At 62.4% G+C, this 15,500-nt stretch carries 13 protein-coding genes; all 13 read left to right on the top strand.

Going from position 1 to position 15,500, the window contains the following annotated elements:
• Window positions 1–8: 8 nt before the first annotated feature.
• Window positions 9–1,592 (top strand): flagellar hook-associated protein 3, encoded by a 1,584-nt coding sequence (locus IFT80_RS17065; protein ID WP_192137934.1) that lies wholly within the window; start codon window positions 9–11, stop codon window positions 1,590–1,592.
• 270 nt (window positions 1,593–1,862) lie between these two features.
• The gene (locus IFT80_RS17060; protein ID WP_122475930.1) at window positions 1,863–2,789 is read left to right on the top strand and encodes a ketoacyl-ACP synthase III; all 927 of its coding nucleotides are present in this window, start codon (window positions 1,863–1,865) and stop codon (window positions 2,787–2,789) included.
• 530 nt (window positions 2,790–3,319) lie between these two features.
• The gene (locus IFT80_RS17055; protein ID WP_122475929.1) at window positions 3,320–4,777 is read left to right on the top strand and encodes a flagellin; all 1,458 of its coding nucleotides are present in this window, start codon (window positions 3,320–3,322) and stop codon (window positions 4,775–4,777) included.
• Between the two features lie 72 nt (window positions 4,778–4,849).
• Window positions 4,850–5,194, top strand: coding sequence for a flagellar protein FlaG (locus IFT80_RS17050; protein WP_122475927.1), 345 nt, complete (start codon window positions 4,850–4,852; stop codon window positions 5,192–5,194).
• 80 nt (window positions 5,195–5,274) lie between these two features.
• Window positions 5,275–6,729 carry a flagellar filament capping protein FliD gene (gene fliD, locus IFT80_RS17045; RefSeq protein WP_192137933.1) on the top strand — a complete coding sequence of 485 codons (1,455 nt, stop codon included), beginning with the start codon at window positions 5,275–5,277 and terminating at the stop codon, window positions 6,727–6,729.
• A gap of 206 nt (window positions 6,730–6,935) precedes the next feature.
• Window positions 6,936–7,343: a flagellar export chaperone FliS gene (gene fliS / locus IFT80_RS17040; protein ID WP_122475924.1), complete on the top strand. Its 408-nt coding sequence runs from the start codon at window positions 6,936–6,938 to the stop codon at window positions 7,341–7,343.
• A gap of 10 nt (window positions 7,344–7,353) precedes the next feature.
• Window positions 7,354–7,647, top strand: coding sequence for a flagellar protein FliT (locus IFT80_RS17035; RefSeq protein ID WP_122475922.1), 294 nt, complete (start codon window positions 7,354–7,356; stop codon window positions 7,645–7,647).
• A gap of 151 nt (window positions 7,648–7,798) precedes the next feature.
• A complete protein-coding gene (locus IFT80_RS17030) occupies window positions 7,799–9,280 on the top strand; it encodes a sigma-54 dependent transcriptional regulator (RefSeq protein WP_122475920.1) in 1,482 nt (493 codons plus the stop codon).
• A 258-nt stretch (window positions 9,281–9,538) separates the two neighbouring features.
• The gene (locus IFT80_RS17025) at window positions 9,539–10,723 is read left to right on the top strand and encodes a sensor histidine kinase (protein ID WP_244652478.1); all 1,185 of its coding nucleotides are present in this window, start codon (window positions 9,539–9,541) and stop codon (window positions 10,721–10,723) included.
• A complete protein-coding gene (locus tag IFT80_RS17020; protein ID WP_192137931.1) occupies window positions 10,720–12,129 on the top strand; it encodes a sigma-54-dependent transcriptional regulator in 1,410 nt (469 codons plus the stop codon). The genes IFT80_RS17025 and IFT80_RS17020 overlap by 4 nt, the downstream gene beginning before the upstream one ends.
• A 151-nt stretch (window positions 12,130–12,280) precedes the next feature.
• On the top strand, window positions 12,281–12,607 hold the full coding sequence (fliE, locus tag IFT80_RS17015; RefSeq protein WP_122713706.1) for a flagellar hook-basal body complex protein FliE: 327 nt from the start codon (window positions 12,281–12,283) through the stop codon (window positions 12,605–12,607).
• Window positions 12,608–12,621: 14 nt separating this feature from the next.
• Window positions 12,622–14,409, top strand: a complete 1,788-nt coding sequence (fliF, locus tag IFT80_RS17010) for a flagellar basal-body MS-ring/collar protein FliF (RefSeq protein WP_192137930.1) — start codon at window positions 12,622–12,624, stop codon at window positions 14,407–14,409.
• Window positions 14,402–15,421 (top strand): flagellar motor switch protein FliG, encoded by a 1,020-nt coding sequence (gene fliG / locus IFT80_RS17005; protein ID WP_043193255.1) that lies wholly within the window; start codon window positions 14,402–14,404, stop codon window positions 15,419–15,421. Before fliF ends, fliG begins: the two co-directional genes overlap by 8 nt.
• The last annotated feature ends 79 nt before the right edge of the window (window positions 15,422–15,500 follow it).

Raw genomic sequence — 15,500 nt, 5'->3', positions numbered from 1 at the left:
AGTCGACCATGCGAATTTCCACTTCTCAGTATTTCGAGACCAGCGCGACCGGCTATTCCAAGAATTTCTCGGACACCGCCAAGACCCAGGCGCAGATCAGCTCGGGCAATCGCATCCAGAGTGCCGGAGACGACCCGGTCGGTGCCGCCAAACTGTTGCAACTGCAGCAGCAGAGCAGCTTGCTGACCCAGTACAGCGGCAACATGACCAGCGTTACCAACTCGCTGACCCAGGAAGAGAGTGTGCTCGACAGCATCACTACGGCCTTGCAGCGGGCCCAGGAATTGACGATTCAGGCCGGTAACGGCGGCCTGAGCGATGCCGACCGCACCTCGATTGCCAGCGAAATCGGCGAGATCGAGAAAAACGTCCTTGGCCTGCTCAACACCAAGGATGCCAACGGCCAGTACATGTTCTCCGGATCCAAGACCAGCACGCCGCCTTATGTGCAGAACAGCGACGGCAGCTATACCTACCAGGGCGACCAGACCCAGCTCAGCCTGCAGGTGTCCGATACCCTGCAACTGGCGACCAACGACACCGGTTACGGCATCCTGGAAACAGCGGTGAACACCAGCCGTACGCAAACCACCATGACCGCACCGGTGGTGGACGACGGCCTGCTGACCGTGTCCGATGGCCGCCTCGAATCGCTGACCACCTACAACAAGGCGTTCACCGACGGCCAGCCGTACAAGCTGACGTTCACCAGCAGCACCCAGTTCACCCTCACCAACAGCAAGAACCAGGATGTGACCTCGCAGGTCACTGGCAACGGCACCTTTGACCCGAAGGCCGACGGTGGTACCACTATCAGCCTGTACGGTGTGGAGTTCGACATCGACGTGGCGGCCAAGCAGAGCGCGCTGGGCACCGTTGCCGATGCCGACATGGCAGGGCGCACGTTCAGCCTGGGCAGCAAGCCGGACAGCATCAGTTCGACGCGCAACGCGGCCAACACCTCCACGGCGCAGCTGACCAGCGCGAACGTGACCGATGCCGATCGCTATTCCGCAGCTTTCCCGGCTGGCGGGGCGGTGATCAAGTTCACCAGCGACAGCGAGTACGAGGTCTACGCCCAACCACTGACCGATTCCAGCCAAGCCATCGGCAAGGGTGCAGTGGTTGTCGGTGCCGCTGGCAGCTCGATCACGGCGGCGGGGGTGACCTTCAATGTTTCGGGCCAGGCTGGCGCGGGCGACAGCTTCAGTGTCAACGCGAACAGCCACAAGACCCAGAACGTGCTGGATACGCTGCATCAGCTCAAGTCAGCCCTTGAGCTACCGGTGACCGACGCCAGATCCGCGCTGGCATTGAAGAACGCCACCGACTCGGCGTTGGGCAACCTGGCCAGCGCCAACGAGAACATCGACATCTCTCGTGGGCAGATCGGTGCGCGGCTCAACTCGCTGGCTATCCAGAACGACGAGAACGTCAGCCTGGCGTTGGCCAACAAGAGCACGCAGTCGGCGATTTCCGACACCGACTTTGCCACCGCATCGGTGACCTTGAGTCTGCAACAGACCATGCTGCAGGCTTCGCAGCTGGCCTTCGCGAAGATCTCCCAGCTGAGTCTGTTCAACAAACTCTGATCTGCGGGGCGCAGGCCCCGTCTCGCACGACCCCACCGCGCGCCATTTCCTACCGCCTATGGCACAATACCTGTGTGACCAATGGGTCGAATCGTGCATCTTCACACTTATGTATTGCCGGGCCGCTGAATCAGCGGCCTGCAGCTGCTTCGTTTCTGGCAGCAGTGGCGCCGTCTTACCTGGGCCGACGCCGCCTGACACCCTTTTCGATGGCATTGCGCAAACGCTCCGCGTAATGGCCTCCAGCTACCTTTGTATTGGGAAGCCACAATGATTGGCATAAAAAGCATCGCGAGTTACGTGCCTGCCGAAGGCCTGGACAACTACGCCCAAGGTGCCAAATTCGCCAAGGATGAAGATTTCATCATCGGCAAGATCGGTTCGGCCTTCCTGCCGCGCAAGTCCGACGACCAGGAAACCTCCGACCTCTGCGTGGAAGCGGCCAACGCCTTGTTCGCCAGCAATCCGCAGCTGTCCCGCGAGTCCATCGACGCCTTGATCGTCGTCACCCAGAACGGGGACGAGGAGGGCCTGCCACACACCGCAGCTATCGTTCAGGACAAGCTCGGCCTGTCGACCAACGTTGCGGCGTTCGACATCAGCCTGGGTTGCTCGGGCTATGTGTACGGCATCTATGCGCTCAAGGGCTTCATGGAAGCGGCTGGCTTGAAGAACGGCCTGCTGATCACCGCCGACCCGTACTCCAAGATCGTCGACCCCGAGGATCGCAACACCACCATGCTGTTCGGCGACGCGGCCACCGCCACCTGGATGGGCGAGGACGCGCCCTGGCAGCTGGGCAAGGCCAAGTTCGGTACCGATGGTTCCGGCGCCCCACACCTGAAGGTCACCGATGGCGTGTTTTTCATGAACGGTCGGCAGGTGTTCAACTTCGCTCTGCTGAAAGTCCCGGCGCATCTGCACGAATTGCTCGATGAGTCGGGCCTGACCAGCGCCGACGTCGACGCCTACTGCATCCACCAGGGCAGTGCGGCGATCGTCGATGCGGTAGCCCGGCGTTTCGAGGAAGAGCCGGAGAAGTTCATCAAGGACATGGTCGAAACCGGCAACACGGTGTCCAGCAGTATCCCGCTACTGCTGGAAAAGCACATTCTCGACTCCGCCTGGAAGCGCGTTGCCCTGAGCGGCTTCGGTGTCGGCCTGTCCTGGGGCTCGGCGCTCATCTACCGCCCCTGATCCACCGCGTTGCCCCCAGACGCGGCTTGCGCCGCTGCTACAAATGCGGCGTTGTCCGTTGACGCGGCTTGAGCTGCTGCTGCGGATACCACGTTGCCCGCCGACGCGGCTTGCGCCGCTGCTAAAAATGCGGCGTTGCCCGCCGACGCGGCTTGCGCCGCTGCTACAGATACCGCAATCCCCTGTAGCAGCGGCGCAAGCCGCGTCCGGGCTCGCCGCGCTCTTGCATGCACACGGCGGCAACCGTGACGCGATTCGGGTCACTGCTACCGTTGATCCGTTGACGCCAGAAATTCGCGCTATCGCTGTCCATTCCCCTCAAGTTCCCCCTTCCTCGGACGAAACAGTTATCAAGAGAGATCAAGCCAACGCTTGCTTTTTCCGGCTACAGCGGCTTGAAGGCGAAAAAACATTGCAATCGCCCTCAAGCAAAGCGCTGAACCGACGATAACTACTACGAAGGTTCTCTAGGCCACACCCGGCGCTCGCCAGGGCCGGAAGCCACAGCTAACAACCCCGAGGAATTTGTCATGGCCTTATCCGTAAACACCAACACCGCTTCCTTGACCGTTCAGAAAAACCTGAACAAGGCTTCCGATGCGCTGAGCACCTCGATGACCCGTCTTTCCTCGGGCCTGAAAATCAACAGCGCCAAGGACGACGCCGCCGGCCTGCAGATCTCCAACCGTCTGACCAGCCAGATCAACGGCCTGTCGGTCGCAGTGAAGAACGCCAACGACGGTATCTCCATCGCCCAGACCGCTGAAGGCGCGATGCAGGAATCCACCAACATCCTGCAGCGTATGCGTGAACTGGCCCTGCAGTCGGCGAACGGTTCGAACAGCGGCGATGACCGGACTTCGCTGCAGTCCGAGTACACCCAGCTGACTTCCGAGCTGACCCGTATCGCCAACACCACCACCTTTGGTGGTCGCAACCTGGTCGACGGCTCGTTCGGTTCCACCGCCTTCCAGATCGGCGCCAATGCCAACGAAACCATCAACGTCACGTTGGGCGATGTGTCTGCCAACGCTATCGGTTCGCAGCAGGTCAAGAGTATCGGTGTAGCCGTGTCGGCTGCCGGGGTTGCAGGTGGTGCAGTCAAGGTTACAGGCGGGGGTGAGACCAAAGATGTGACCATCGACGCCAAAGCGTCAGCCAAGACTATCGCCAGCCAGCTTAACGGTTCAGTACCCGGTCTGACCGCCAAGGCAAGCACCGAGGCATCTTTCGTCGTAGGCGCAGGTGCCGCAGCCGCTCCGGCAACCTTCACTATGAAGGTCGGCAGCAGCGAAACCGTCAGCATGGTTGGCGTGACCGATACCGCCTCGCTTGCCGATCAGTTGAACTCGAACGCGGCGAAACTGGGTATCAGTGTCAACTACGACAGCAAGGCAGGCACGCTGTCGGTCAAATCCGACACCGGTGAAAATATCGTGTTCGGCGTTGATACCACCGTCACCGGTGCCGCCGCCGCTGCTGCGAACGTGACGGTAGCTACCAAAGACGCTAGCGGTACTCCAGGCACTGCGGTAGGCGTTGCAGACACCTTCATCGCCACCGGTGCTGTCTCGCTTGATTCGTCCAAAGGCTACTCGGTCGCTGGTGTAGGTGTTACCGGCCTGTTCGCCACCGGTACTGCCGGTGCTTCGTCCAGCAAGGCCTCCGAGCTCACCTCGGTCAGCGAAACCGACATCACCACTGCATTCAACGCTCAGAACGCAATCGCTGCACTGGACAAGGCCATCTCCAACATCGACGCCCAGCGCGCCGACCTGGGTGCGGTGCAAAACCGTTTCGACAGCACTGTGTCGAACCTGCAGAGCATCTCCGAGAACTCGTCGGCCGCTCGTAGCCGTATCCAGGACGCCGACTTCGCTTCGGAAACCGCCGAGCTGACCAAGCAGCAAACCCTGCAGCAGGCATCCACCGCGATCCTGTCCCAGGCCAACCAGCTGCCATCGTCCGTACTGAAGCTGCTTCAGTAATACGGCCCCTGGCTGACTGACGGAAGGGTGCCCACGCGCCCTTCCGTTTTTTGATTTTCGGGGTGATCAAACATGGACATGAGCGTTACTGCAAGATTGCCTCTTGCCGCCACGTCAGCGCCAGCGAGCGCCGCCTCCCTGCCTGCCCGGCAGGTCAAGCAGGATGAACCCGCGGTCGAGTCGGTGACTCCCGAGCGGGCCGAATTGGAACAAGCGGTGAAGGACCTCCAGGCGCATGTGAATACCGCACAGCGCAACCTGGAATTCTCCATCGACGACTCGACGCATGCCGTCGTGGTCAAGGTCATCGCTACGGACAGCGGTGAAATCATTCGTCAGTTGCCAACCGAGGCCGCGCTCAAGTTGGCGCAGAGCCTGGCAGACGGTCGCAGCGGTCTGCTCGACGCGACCATCTGAGCTGGCACGAAAAATGTAGCTGGGTGTGCTTGGGGCGGTATCCGTCAAAAACACGCCTGACTCGATTCTAGGAGATACCGATGGCTACTGTTTCCTCCACTACCGGCACCACCGCCGCCACCACGACTGCCAGTACTTCAAGCACCACCACCTCAAGCACCAGCGGCGCGATCAAGTCCAGCGGCGTGGGCACGGGTATCGATACCGATGCCATCGTCAAGGCCCTGGTGAATGCCGAGAAAGCGCCCAAGCAAAAGCAGATCGATACCCAGACGCTGACCACCACCACCACCTTGACCGCCGTTGGCACCGTCAAGAGCTCGCTGGAAACCTATCGGGCCGCCGTCGCGGCAATGAACAAGGCCTCGGCGTTCAGCGGCTTGACCGGTGCCTCGTCCAACGACAAGGCGGCTTCGGTGACCGTGACCGATTCCGCCTCCGACGGTACGTACTCGCTTGAAGTAACGACCCTGGCGACTTCCTCGAAGATTTCTTCCGGCGTCTACGCCGACAAGAGCGCAGCCGTGGTCAATGCTACGTCTTCCGCCCAGACCTTGACGATCACTCAGTCATTCAAAGACAGCAAGATCAGCATTCCGGCGGGTGCGACGTTGGCGCAGACCCGCGATCTCATCAACACCCAGCTGGTCGGTCGCGGTATCAGTGCCAACATCCTGACCGACGCCAGTGGCTCGCGCCTGGTCCTGAGTTCGTCGACCACCGGGAAGGGTACCGAGATTTCCATGACCGCCGATGCGGGCAGCGGCCTCGACAAGCTGACTGCCTCCACCACTGTGAACGAGCCCACCAATGCGACGTACAAGATCGACGGCATCGAGATGGAGTCGTCGACCAATACGGTCGCCGCGGCTATCAGCGGCGTGTCAATCAAACTGTTGGAAGCAGGGGCCGCCAAGACGACCATCTCGGTCAGCACCAACACTGACACCCTGAAAAAAGCCACCACTGGCTTCGTCGATGCCTACAACGCGCTGATGACCCAGCTCAACACCCTGACCAAGGTCAGCACCGGGGCCGACGGCACGACCAGTGGGGGAGGGCTGACCGGTGACTCCACCGTGCGCCACCTGATCCAGTCGATGCGCAACGAGCTGGTCACCTCCTCGGGCTCGAGCAAGCTGACCCTGTCGCAGTTCGGCATCAACACCGACCAGAAGACCGGTCTGCTGGCAATGGATGACGCCAAATGGAACACGGCCATGGCCGATCCCGCCAACGTGGCAGCCATCCAGGACATGTTCACCGGTAAGGACGGTCTGCTTTCGCGTATGACCACCGCGACCGACTCCTATGCGGTGAAGGGCGGCATTCTCGCCTCGCGTTCGGATTCGCTCTCCGGCACGCTGACCAAATTGACCGAGCAACAGCAGGCCCTGGATCGCCGGATCAAGAACCTGACGGACACCTTGAATGCCAAGTACACCGCCATGGACACCCTCGTCGCGCAACTCAATGCCACCAGCAAGAGCATCATGACCACGCTCAACGCGCTGAACAAAGCCGACAGCGATTGACGAAAAAGTGCCAATCACGGGGCCCGGTCTATGCCGGGCCTTTGCTTATCCGTCATTTGCACGAATGCTTCCAGATCGACGGCGTTCGTTACCTGATACCACGTTACTTTGCATATTCCATCAGGCTCACTAAAGTTTTCCCCAACCGCGACGACATAGTAACCAAGCGATACAACATCAAATCATGTGTTACGAGGTCCGCCACAATGAACGCCATGAGAGCGCTGAGCCAATACCAGAAGGTCGATTCCCATGCCCAGACATCCGAAGCCACGCCGCATCGGCTGGTGCAGATGCTGATGCAGGGCAGTCTCGATCGCATGGCCCAGGCCAAGGGTGCGCTGAGCCGTGGTCAGGTGTCGCAGAAGGGCGAGATGCTCGGCAAGGCCGTGGCCATCATTGGTGGCCTGCGCCAGGGGCTGGATCCAAGCAAGGCCGGCGAGTCGCAATCCATCAAGGACCTCGACGACCTTTACGCCTACATGTCCGGTCGCCTGACCGAAGCGAACATCAAGAATGATCCGCAGTTGATCGACGAAGTCGCCCGGCTGATGATCACCGTCAAGAGCGGTTGGGACGCCATCGCCAGCCACGAATCGGCACAGCCGGCCTGAGGAGTTTGCCATGAGTGCACTACAGCGGATTCAGCAGACTCGCCACGCCTTGGTAGACGCCATGCAGGCAGGCGATTGGGACGCGATCGGCGTTCTGGACATCGAATGCCGGGCTTGTGTCGACAGCGTATTGCAGGAAGTCCCGGAAGACCCAGTGCAATTGCGCAGTCACCTTGAGGATCTGCTCGAGGTCTACCGTCAATTACTCAACGTCACTCGATTAGCGCGTCAGTCAGTTGTCGACGAAATGTCACAGTTCACCCAAGCGAAGAACGCTGCAAAGGTTTACCATCTGTTCCGCTGACAGCCATTGCGCCATAAATTTGACTAAGTCGATTTTTTTGCCTTTACTAGTGGCTGTTACGATTCGTCTGGCGTCTGTTAGCTGAAACCATGGCCAAAAACGTCGAAAGCGCCCTTTCGGGCTTCGAGTTGACTAGGGAAGTTGCTATTGCATGTGGCGTGAAACCAAAATTCTGCTGATCGATGACGATAGCGTTCGCCGCCGGGATCTGGCGGTCATCCTGAACTTTCTTGGCGAAGAGAACCTGGCCTGTGGCAGCGCTGACTGGCAGATGTCGGTCGACGCGCTGTCGTCCAGCCGCGAGGTGCTCTGCGTCCTGGTGGGGGAGGTGTCTTCGGGCAACCTTGCCGGCCTGCTGAAGACGCTCGCCAACTGGGACGAGTTCCTGCCGGTGCTGCTGCTGGGCGAGCCAGGTGCCGTCGAGCTGCCCGACGACCTGCGTCGTCGCGTGCTGTCGCACCTGGAGATGCCGCCCAGCTACAGCAAGCTGCTCGATTCGCTGCACCGTGCCCAGGTCTATCGCGAGATGTACGACCAGGCCCGCGAGCGCGGCCGTCAGCGCGAACCCAACCTGTTCCGCAGCCTGGTGGGCACCAGCCGCGCCATCCAGCATGTGCGCCAGATGATGCAGCAAGTGGCCGATACCGATGCCAGCGTACTCATCCTCGGCGAGTCAGGTACCGGCAAGGAAGTGGTCGCGCGCAACCTGCACTACCATTCCAAGCGTCGCGATGCGCCGTTTGTGCCGGTGAACTGTGGCGCGATTCCGGCCGAGTTGCTCGAAAGCGAGCTGTTCGGTCACGAGAAGGGCGCCTTCACCGGCGCGATCACCAGCCGCGCCGGCCGCTTCGAGTTGGCCAACGGCGGTACCCTGTTCCTCGACGAAATCGGCGACATGCCGTTGCCGATGCAGGTCAAACTGCTGCGAGTGTTACAGGAACGGACATTCGAGCGCGTGGGCAGCAACAAGACCCAGAGCATCGATGTGCGCATCATTGCGGCCACGCACAAGAATCTGGAAAGCATGATCGAGGTCGGCACGTTCCGTGAAGACCTGTATTACCGCCTCAACGTGTTCCCCATCGAGATGGCCCCGCTGCGCGAGCGCGTGGAAGACATCCCGCTGCTGATGAACGAGCTGATCTCGCGCATGGAGCATGAAAAGCGTGGGTCGATCCGCTTCAACTCGGCAGCCATCATGTCGCTCTGCCGCCATGGCTGGCCGGGCAACGTGCGTGAATTGGCCAATCTGGTCGAGCGGATGGCGATCATGCATCCGTATGGTGTGATTGGCGTGGTCGAGTTGCCGAAGAAATTTCGCTACGTCGACGACGAGGACGAGCAATTGGTCGACAGCCTGCGCAGCGATCTGGAAGAGCGTGTGGCAATCAACGGCCATACGCCCGACTTCGCTTCCAGCGCCATGCTGCCGCCCGAGGGGCTCGACCTCAAGGACTACCTGGGCGGATTGGAACAGGGTTTGATCCAGCAGGCGCTGGACGATGCCAATGGCATCGTCGCGCGCGCCGCGGAACGTCTGCGCATCCGCCGTACCACCCTGGTGGAGAAGATGCGCAAGTACGGCATGAGCCGACGCGAAGGCGAGGGCGAAGAGCAACAGGCAGACGATTGACGCCTGCGGCTCGACCGGCCGCTGCCCTCCAGGCAGTGGCCATGCTTCATACAACATCTGCCGTTTCCGGCAAAGCGCGCCAAGCGCTTGAACTCCCAAACTTTCCCTGCGCCATCCGACTGTTCCTTGCGGCGCTCGCAGCCCGCAGGGTTTCATCCGGCACGGCTATTGCTTTTATCCCTTTCACGATACCGTTTTTGACGGTGAGCCAAGTGAGAGAGACCCATGCCACAGGCCGCTATCCAGCCCTCCGCGCCCATGCCCCGCAGCGACGCTTCCGTGTCCGTAACGCCATCCGACAGCCGCCAGGGGCTGGACCAGGCGTTCGTCCTGTTCGACCAGATGTCCGACCGCTTGAGCGACTCCTACAGCCTGCTCGAGGCGCGCGTGGCATCGCTCAAGGGTGAGCTGGAAGTGGTCAGCGCCCAGCGCCTGGCCGAACTGGCGGAAAAGGAACGGCTTGCCAATCGCCTGCAGAACCTGCTCGATCTGTTGCCCGGCGGCGTCATCGTCATCGATGGGCATGGTCGTGTGCGCGAAGCCAACCCGGCAGCCGCGAATATGCTGGGTGCGCCTCTGGAAGGCGAACTGTGGCGCGAGGTGATCGTCCGCAGTTTCGCGCCACGCCGCGACGACGGTCATGAAATCTCTTTGATCGATGGGCGGCGTCTGTCGATTTCCACCCGCTCGCTGGACGCCGAGCCTGGTCAATTGGTGTTGCTTACCGATCTGACCGAGACCCGCCGTCTGCAGAGCGAAGTGGCGCGCAGTGAGCGCCTGTCGTCACTGGGCCGGATGATGGCCTCGCTGGCCCATCAGATACGCACGCCGCTGTCGGCAGCGCTGTTGTACGCCAGTCACCTGACCGAAAAACCACTGCCGGTGCAGACCCAGCAGCGCTTCGCTGGACGCCTCAAGGAGCGTCTGCATGAATTGGAAAACCAGGTTCGCGACATGCTGGTGTTCGCCCGCGGCGAGCTGCCGCTGCCCGATCGCCTCACGCCCCGCCAGTTGCTGCAGGCCCTGCAGGCCGCCGCCCAGCCCCATGTGCACAATGTTGCCGTGCGCTGGCAGTGCGACAGCCATGCCGGCGAGTTGCTGTGCAACAAGGACACCTTGGTGGGCGCGGTACTCAACCTGATCGACAACGCCATCCAGGCCAGCGCCGGCGAGGCGCGGCTGAAGGTCCATCTGTACGCGCGCGACGACACCCTGCGCCTGTGCGTCAGTGACGATGGGCCTGGCATGGCCCCGGCAACGCTGGCGCGGCTGGGCGAGCCGTTCTTCACCACCAAGCCCACCGGTACCGGGCTCGGCCTGTCGGTGGTCGAGGCCGTGGCAAGGGCGCATCAAGGCGAGTTGATACTGCGCTCCACCCTTGGCCGCGGCAGCTGCGCCACTTTGACCCTGCCATTGGTGGCCCTGCAGGAGCGTGCTCCATGAGCATCAAGGTGCTGTTGGTCGAGGACGACCGAGCCCTGCGCGAGGCGCTGGGCGATACGCTGGAGCTGGGTGGCTTCGAATTCGAGGCGGTGAGCTGTGCCGAGGAAGCATTGTTGGCAGTGGCGCGCGAGCCCTTCGGGATCGTGGTCAGCGACGTCAACATGCCCGGTATCGATGGGCACCAGTTGCTTGCCAGGCTACGCGCCCGGCAGCCGCAACTGCCGGTGTTGCTGATGACGGCCCATGGCGCCGTCGAGCGTGCGGTGGATGCCATGCGCCAGGGTGCGGCGGACTACCTGGTCAAGCCATTCGAGCCGCGCGCGCTGCTCGACCTGGTGACCCGGCATGGCCGCGGCCTGGTCCCGGCCGGTACCGATCACGGCCCGGTCGCATTGGAGCCGGCCAGCCTGGCCTTGCTCGAGCTGGCGGCACGGGTTGCACGCAGTGATTCCACGGTGCTGATATCCGGTGAATCAGGCACCGGCAAGGAGGTGCTGGCACGCTACATTCACCAGCAGTCGCGGCGCGCAGAACAGGCGTTCGTCGCCATCAATTGCGCGGCGATTCCCGACAACATGCTCGAAGCCACGCTGTTTGGCCACGAGAAGGGCGCGTTCACCGGCGCTGTCGCGGCGCAGGCGGGCAAGTTCGAGCAGGCCGATGGCGGCACCTTGCTGCTCGATGAAATTTCCGAGATGCCGCTGGGCCTGCAGGCCAAGCTGTTGCGCGTGTTGCAGGAGCGTGAGGTCGAGCGCGTCGGCGCGCGCAAACCCATCGCCCTGGACATACGCGTCATCGCCACCACCAACCGCAACCTGGCGGCCGACGTGGCGGCGGGGCGCTTTCGCGAAGACCTGTTTTACCGTCTTTCGGTCTTCCCGCTGGCGTGGACACCTCTGCGCGAGCGCCGCGCCGATATCCTGCCGCTGGCGCGACGCTTGTTGGACCGCCATGTCGACAAGATGAAGCACGCGCCTGTGCGTTTCTCGCCACTGGCCGAACAGTGCCTGCTCGATCATCCGTGGCCGGGCAACGTTCGCGAGTTGGACAACGCCATTCAGCGCGCCTTGATCCTGCAGCACGGCGGCTTGATCCAGGCAGCCGACTTCTGCCTGGCCGGGCCTGCAGGCGCGGCACCGTTGCCGCCGTTGAGCCTGGTGGTGCAAGCCCGTGCCCCGGCACTGCCGTTGGAAACCCAGGCGCCGGTCGGGCTGCCGGCCGGCGCGTTGGAGGACGATCTGCGCCGACGGGAATTCGAAATGATCATCGACACCCTGCGCAGCGAGCGCGGCCGCCGCAAGGAAGCCGCCGAGCGCCTGGGCATCAGTCCACGGACGCTGCGCTACAAGCTGGCGCAGATGCGCGATGCCGGAATGGACGTGGAGGCCAGTCTGTTCGCCTCGTGACTGACGCCCGCTGACCGGCAGCGGCTGCGGCGATTCGTCGCCATCGATCTGTTTCGCAAGCCTGCGACTGCAACTGGCACCCTCCTTGCTAATACCTCTGTAGTGAATGCAGCAGTGTCAAAAAAACGCAGGTCGTCGCAGAGGGTCACCCATGAGCCAAGGTATTGAATTCAACCGCTTGATGCTGGACATGCGCGCCATGCAGGCGGACGCCATGGCCAAGCCTGCGGCGGTTGCGGCGCCGGAAGTCGGCGCCAGCAGCTTTGCCGACATGCTCGGCGGCGCCATCAACAAGGTCGCGGACGTGCAGGGTGCTTCCAGCCAACTGGCCACTGCTTTCGAGATCGGCAAGAGCGGCGTCGACCTCACCGATGTGATGGTCGCCTCGCAGAAAGCCAGTGTCTCGTTCCAGGCCTTGACCCAAGTGCGCAACAAGCTGGTCCAGGCATATCAAGACATCATGCAGATGCCGGTCTGAGGACGAATTGAGTCATGGCTGAAGCGACCACCGATAACCTCCCTGCCAAGAGCGGCAACAAATCGCCGCTCATGGGCTTGTCTGTCCTGCAGAATCTGTCGCAGATGACCATGCTGCGTCAGGTCGGCCTGTTGGTCGGCCTGGCTGCGAGCGTCGCGATCGGCTTTGCCGTGGTGCTCTGGTCGCAGCAACCCGACTACCGGCCGCTGTACGGCAGCCTGGCGGGCATGGACACCAAGCAGGTGATCGACACCCTGACCACGGCCAACATTCCCTATACCGTGGAACCCAACTCCGGCGCCTTGCTGGTCAAGGCCGACGACCAGTCGCGTGCGCGCATCGCCCTGGCCTCGGCCGGCGTTGCACCCAGCGACGGCAACGTCGGCTACGAGTCGCTCGACAAGGAACAAGGCCTGGGCACCAGCCAGTTCATGGAAACGGCGCGCTACCGCCGCAGCCTGGAAGGCGAGCTGGCCCGTACCATCGGCAGCCTGAACAATATCCGGGCTGCGCGCGTGCACCTGGCCATCCCGAAGAGTTCGGTGTTCGTCCGTGACGAACGCAAGCCAACCGCCTCGGTGCTGGTGGAAATGTACCCCAACCGGACCCTGGACGCCGGCCAGGTCGCGGCCATCGTCAATCTGGTGGCGACCAGCGTCCCGGAACTGAACAAGTCCAACGTGTCGGTCGTCGATCAGAAGGGCACCCTGCTGTCGGCGCAGCTCGAAGACAACGCGTTGACCATGGCCGGCAAGCAGTACGACTACAGTCGCCGCATGGAAAGCATGCTGACCCAGCGTGTCCACAACATACTGCAACCGGTGGTGGGCAGTGATCGGTTCAAGGCCGAGGTGTCGGCGGACCTGGATTTCAGCGCGGTCGAGTCGACCTCCGAGCAGTTCAACCCGGACCAGCCGGCACTGCGCAGCGAGCAGTCCACCAGCGAGCAACGTTCCAGCGGTTCGGGCCCATCGGGTGTGCCCGGCGCCTTGAGCAACCAGCCACCGGGCCCGGCCACCGCACCGCAGAATGCCGCCCAGGGGCAGGCAGCCGCTGGCGCGATCCAGCCAGGCCAGCCGCTGCTCGACGCCAATGGCCAGCAGATCATGGACCCGGCCACCGGCCAGCCGATGCTGGCGCCGTATCCGGCCGACAAGCGTCAGCAGTCGACCAAGAATTTCGAGCTCGACCGCTCCATCAGCCACACCAAGCAGCAGCAGGGTCGCCTGACCCGGTTGTCGGTCGCCGTGGTGGTCGATGACCAGGCCAAGGTCAACCCGGCCGACGGCACCGTGACCCTGGCGCCCTGGAATGCCCAGGAGCTGGCCCGTTTCACCCGTCTGGTACAGGATGCCGTGGGCTTCGATGCGAGCCGTGGCGACAGCGTGACCGTGATCAACGTACCGTTCGCGCCCAACTCGGCGGAAGTCATCACCGAGCCTGCGTTCTACAAGGAACCCTGGTTCTGGGACATCATGAAACAGGCGCTGGGCGTGCTGTTCATCCTGGTCCTGGTGTTCGGCGTGTTGCGCCCGGTGCTGACCAACATCACCGGTGGTGGCAAAGCCAGGCCGGGCGATGGCGAACTTGGTGCCGCCGGCGGGCTGGGCGGTGTGGCCGCCCTGGGCATGGACAGCGAGCTGGCCAACGATCGGGTCAGCCTGGGTGGGCCGCAGAGCATTCTGCTGCCCAGCCCGACCGAGGGCTATGACGCCCAACTGAATGCAATCAAGAGTCTTGTGGCCGAAGACCCGGGCCGAGTGGCCCAGGTCGTGAAAGAGTGGATCAATGCCGATGAGTAGTTCACAAGCCGTCACCCCCAAGCTGACCAAGGTCGACAAGGCCGCCATCCTTCTGCTGTCGCTGGGTGAAACCGACGCGGCGCAGGTGCTTCGCCATATGGGTCCCAAGGAGGTCCAGCGCGTGGGCGTGGCCATGGCGCAGATGCGCAATGTGCACCGAGAGCAGGTCGAGCAGGTGATGAGCGAGTTCGTCACCGTGGTCGGCGACCAGACCGGCCTGGGCGTGGGTTCCGACAACTACATCCGCAAGATGCTCACCTCGGCCCTTGGCGAAGACAAGGCCAACGGCCTGATCGACCGAATTCTGCTGGGCGGCAACACCAGCGGCCTGGACAGCCTGAAATGGATGGAACCCCGCGCCGTGGCCGATGTGATTCGCTACGAACACCCGCAGATCCAGTCGATCGTCGTGGCCTACCTCGACCCCGACCAGGCTGGCGAAGTGCTGGCGCATTTCGAGCACAAGGCGCGCCTGGACATCATCCTGCGCGTGTCCTCGCTCAACACCGTACAGCCCGCGGCGCTGAAAGAACTCAACACCATTCTGGAGAAACAGTTCTCCGGCAACTCCAACGCCACGCGGACCACGCTGGGTGGGGTCAAGCGCGCCGCCGACATCATGAACTTCCTCGACAGCTCGTCCGAGGGCCAGTTGATGGACTCCATACGCGAGGTCGATGAAGAGCTGTCCGGGCAGATCGAAGACCTGATGTTCGTTTTCAACAATCTCAAGGATGTCGACGATCGCGGCATTCAGGCGCTGTTGCGCGAAGTCTCTTCCGACGTACTGGTGGTCGCGCTCAAGGGCGCCGACGAAGGCGTGCGCGAGAAGATCTTCAAGAACATGTCCAAGCGCGCGGCCGAACTGCTGCGCGACGACCTCGAGGCCAAGGGGCCGGTGCGGGTCAGCGATGTCGAGTCGGCGCAGAAGGAAGTGCTCACCATTGCCCGGCGCATGGCCGAGGCCGGTGAAATCGTGCTGGGTGGCAAGGGTGGGGAAGAGATGATCTAATCGTCCCTCTCCCGGACCTCTGTCGTGGAGGCTGGCCACCCTGGGGTGGTCGGCTCCGAGCGACCCCACTTCGCACCCA

The sequence above is a fragment of the Pseudomonas sp. CFBP 8771 genome (assembly GCF_014841695.1).
GTDB classification, from domain to species: domain Bacteria; phylum Pseudomonadota; class Gammaproteobacteria; order Pseudomonadales; family Pseudomonadaceae; genus Aquipseudomonas; species Aquipseudomonas baltica.
The sequence above is the reverse complement of the archived record's forward strand: the minus strand, read 5'-3'. Positions and strand labels throughout refer to the sequence as shown.

Bases quoted from the DNA above. Each gene is read 5' to 3' on its own strand.
- IFT80_RS17065 (WP_192137934.1), top strand. From the start codon at position 9: ATGCGAATTTCCACTTCTCAGTATTTCGAGACCAGCGCGACCGGCTAT.
- IFT80_RS17060 (WP_122475930.1), top strand. From the start codon at position 1,863: ATGATTGGCATAAAAAGCATCGCGAGTTACGTGCCTGCCGAAGGCCTG.
- IFT80_RS17055 (WP_122475929.1), top strand. From the start codon at position 3,320: ATGGCCTTATCCGTAAACACCAACACCGCTTCCTTGACCGTTCAGAAA.
- IFT80_RS17050 (WP_122475927.1), top strand. From the start codon at position 4,850: ATGGACATGAGCGTTACTGCAAGATTGCCTCTTGCCGCCACGTCAGCG.
- fliD (WP_192137933.1), top strand. From the start codon at position 5,275: ATGGCTACTGTTTCCTCCACTACCGGCACCACCGCCGCCACCACGACT.
- fliS (WP_122475924.1), top strand. From the start codon at position 6,936: ATGAACGCCATGAGAGCGCTGAGCCAATACCAGAAGGTCGATTCCCAT.
- IFT80_RS17035 (WP_122475922.1), top strand. From the start codon at position 7,354: ATGAGTGCACTACAGCGGATTCAGCAGACTCGCCACGCCTTGGTAGAC.
- IFT80_RS17030 (WP_122475920.1), top strand. From the start codon at position 7,799: ATGTGGCGTGAAACCAAAATTCTGCTGATCGATGACGATAGCGTTCGC.
- IFT80_RS17025 (WP_244652478.1), top strand. From the start codon at position 9,539: ATGCCCCGCAGCGACGCTTCCGTGTCCGTAACGCCATCCGACAGCCGC.
- IFT80_RS17020 (WP_192137931.1), top strand. From the start codon at position 10,720: ATGAGCATCAAGGTGCTGTTGGTCGAGGACGACCGAGCCCTGCGCGAG.
- fliE (WP_122713706.1), top strand. From the start codon at position 12,281: ATGAGCCAAGGTATTGAATTCAACCGCTTGATGCTGGACATGCGCGCC.
- fliF (WP_192137930.1), top strand. From the start codon at position 12,622: ATGGCTGAAGCGACCACCGATAACCTCCCTGCCAAGAGCGGCAACAAA.
- fliG (WP_043193255.1), top strand. From the start codon at position 14,402: ATGAGTAGTTCACAAGCCGTCACCCCCAAGCTGACCAAGGTCGACAAG.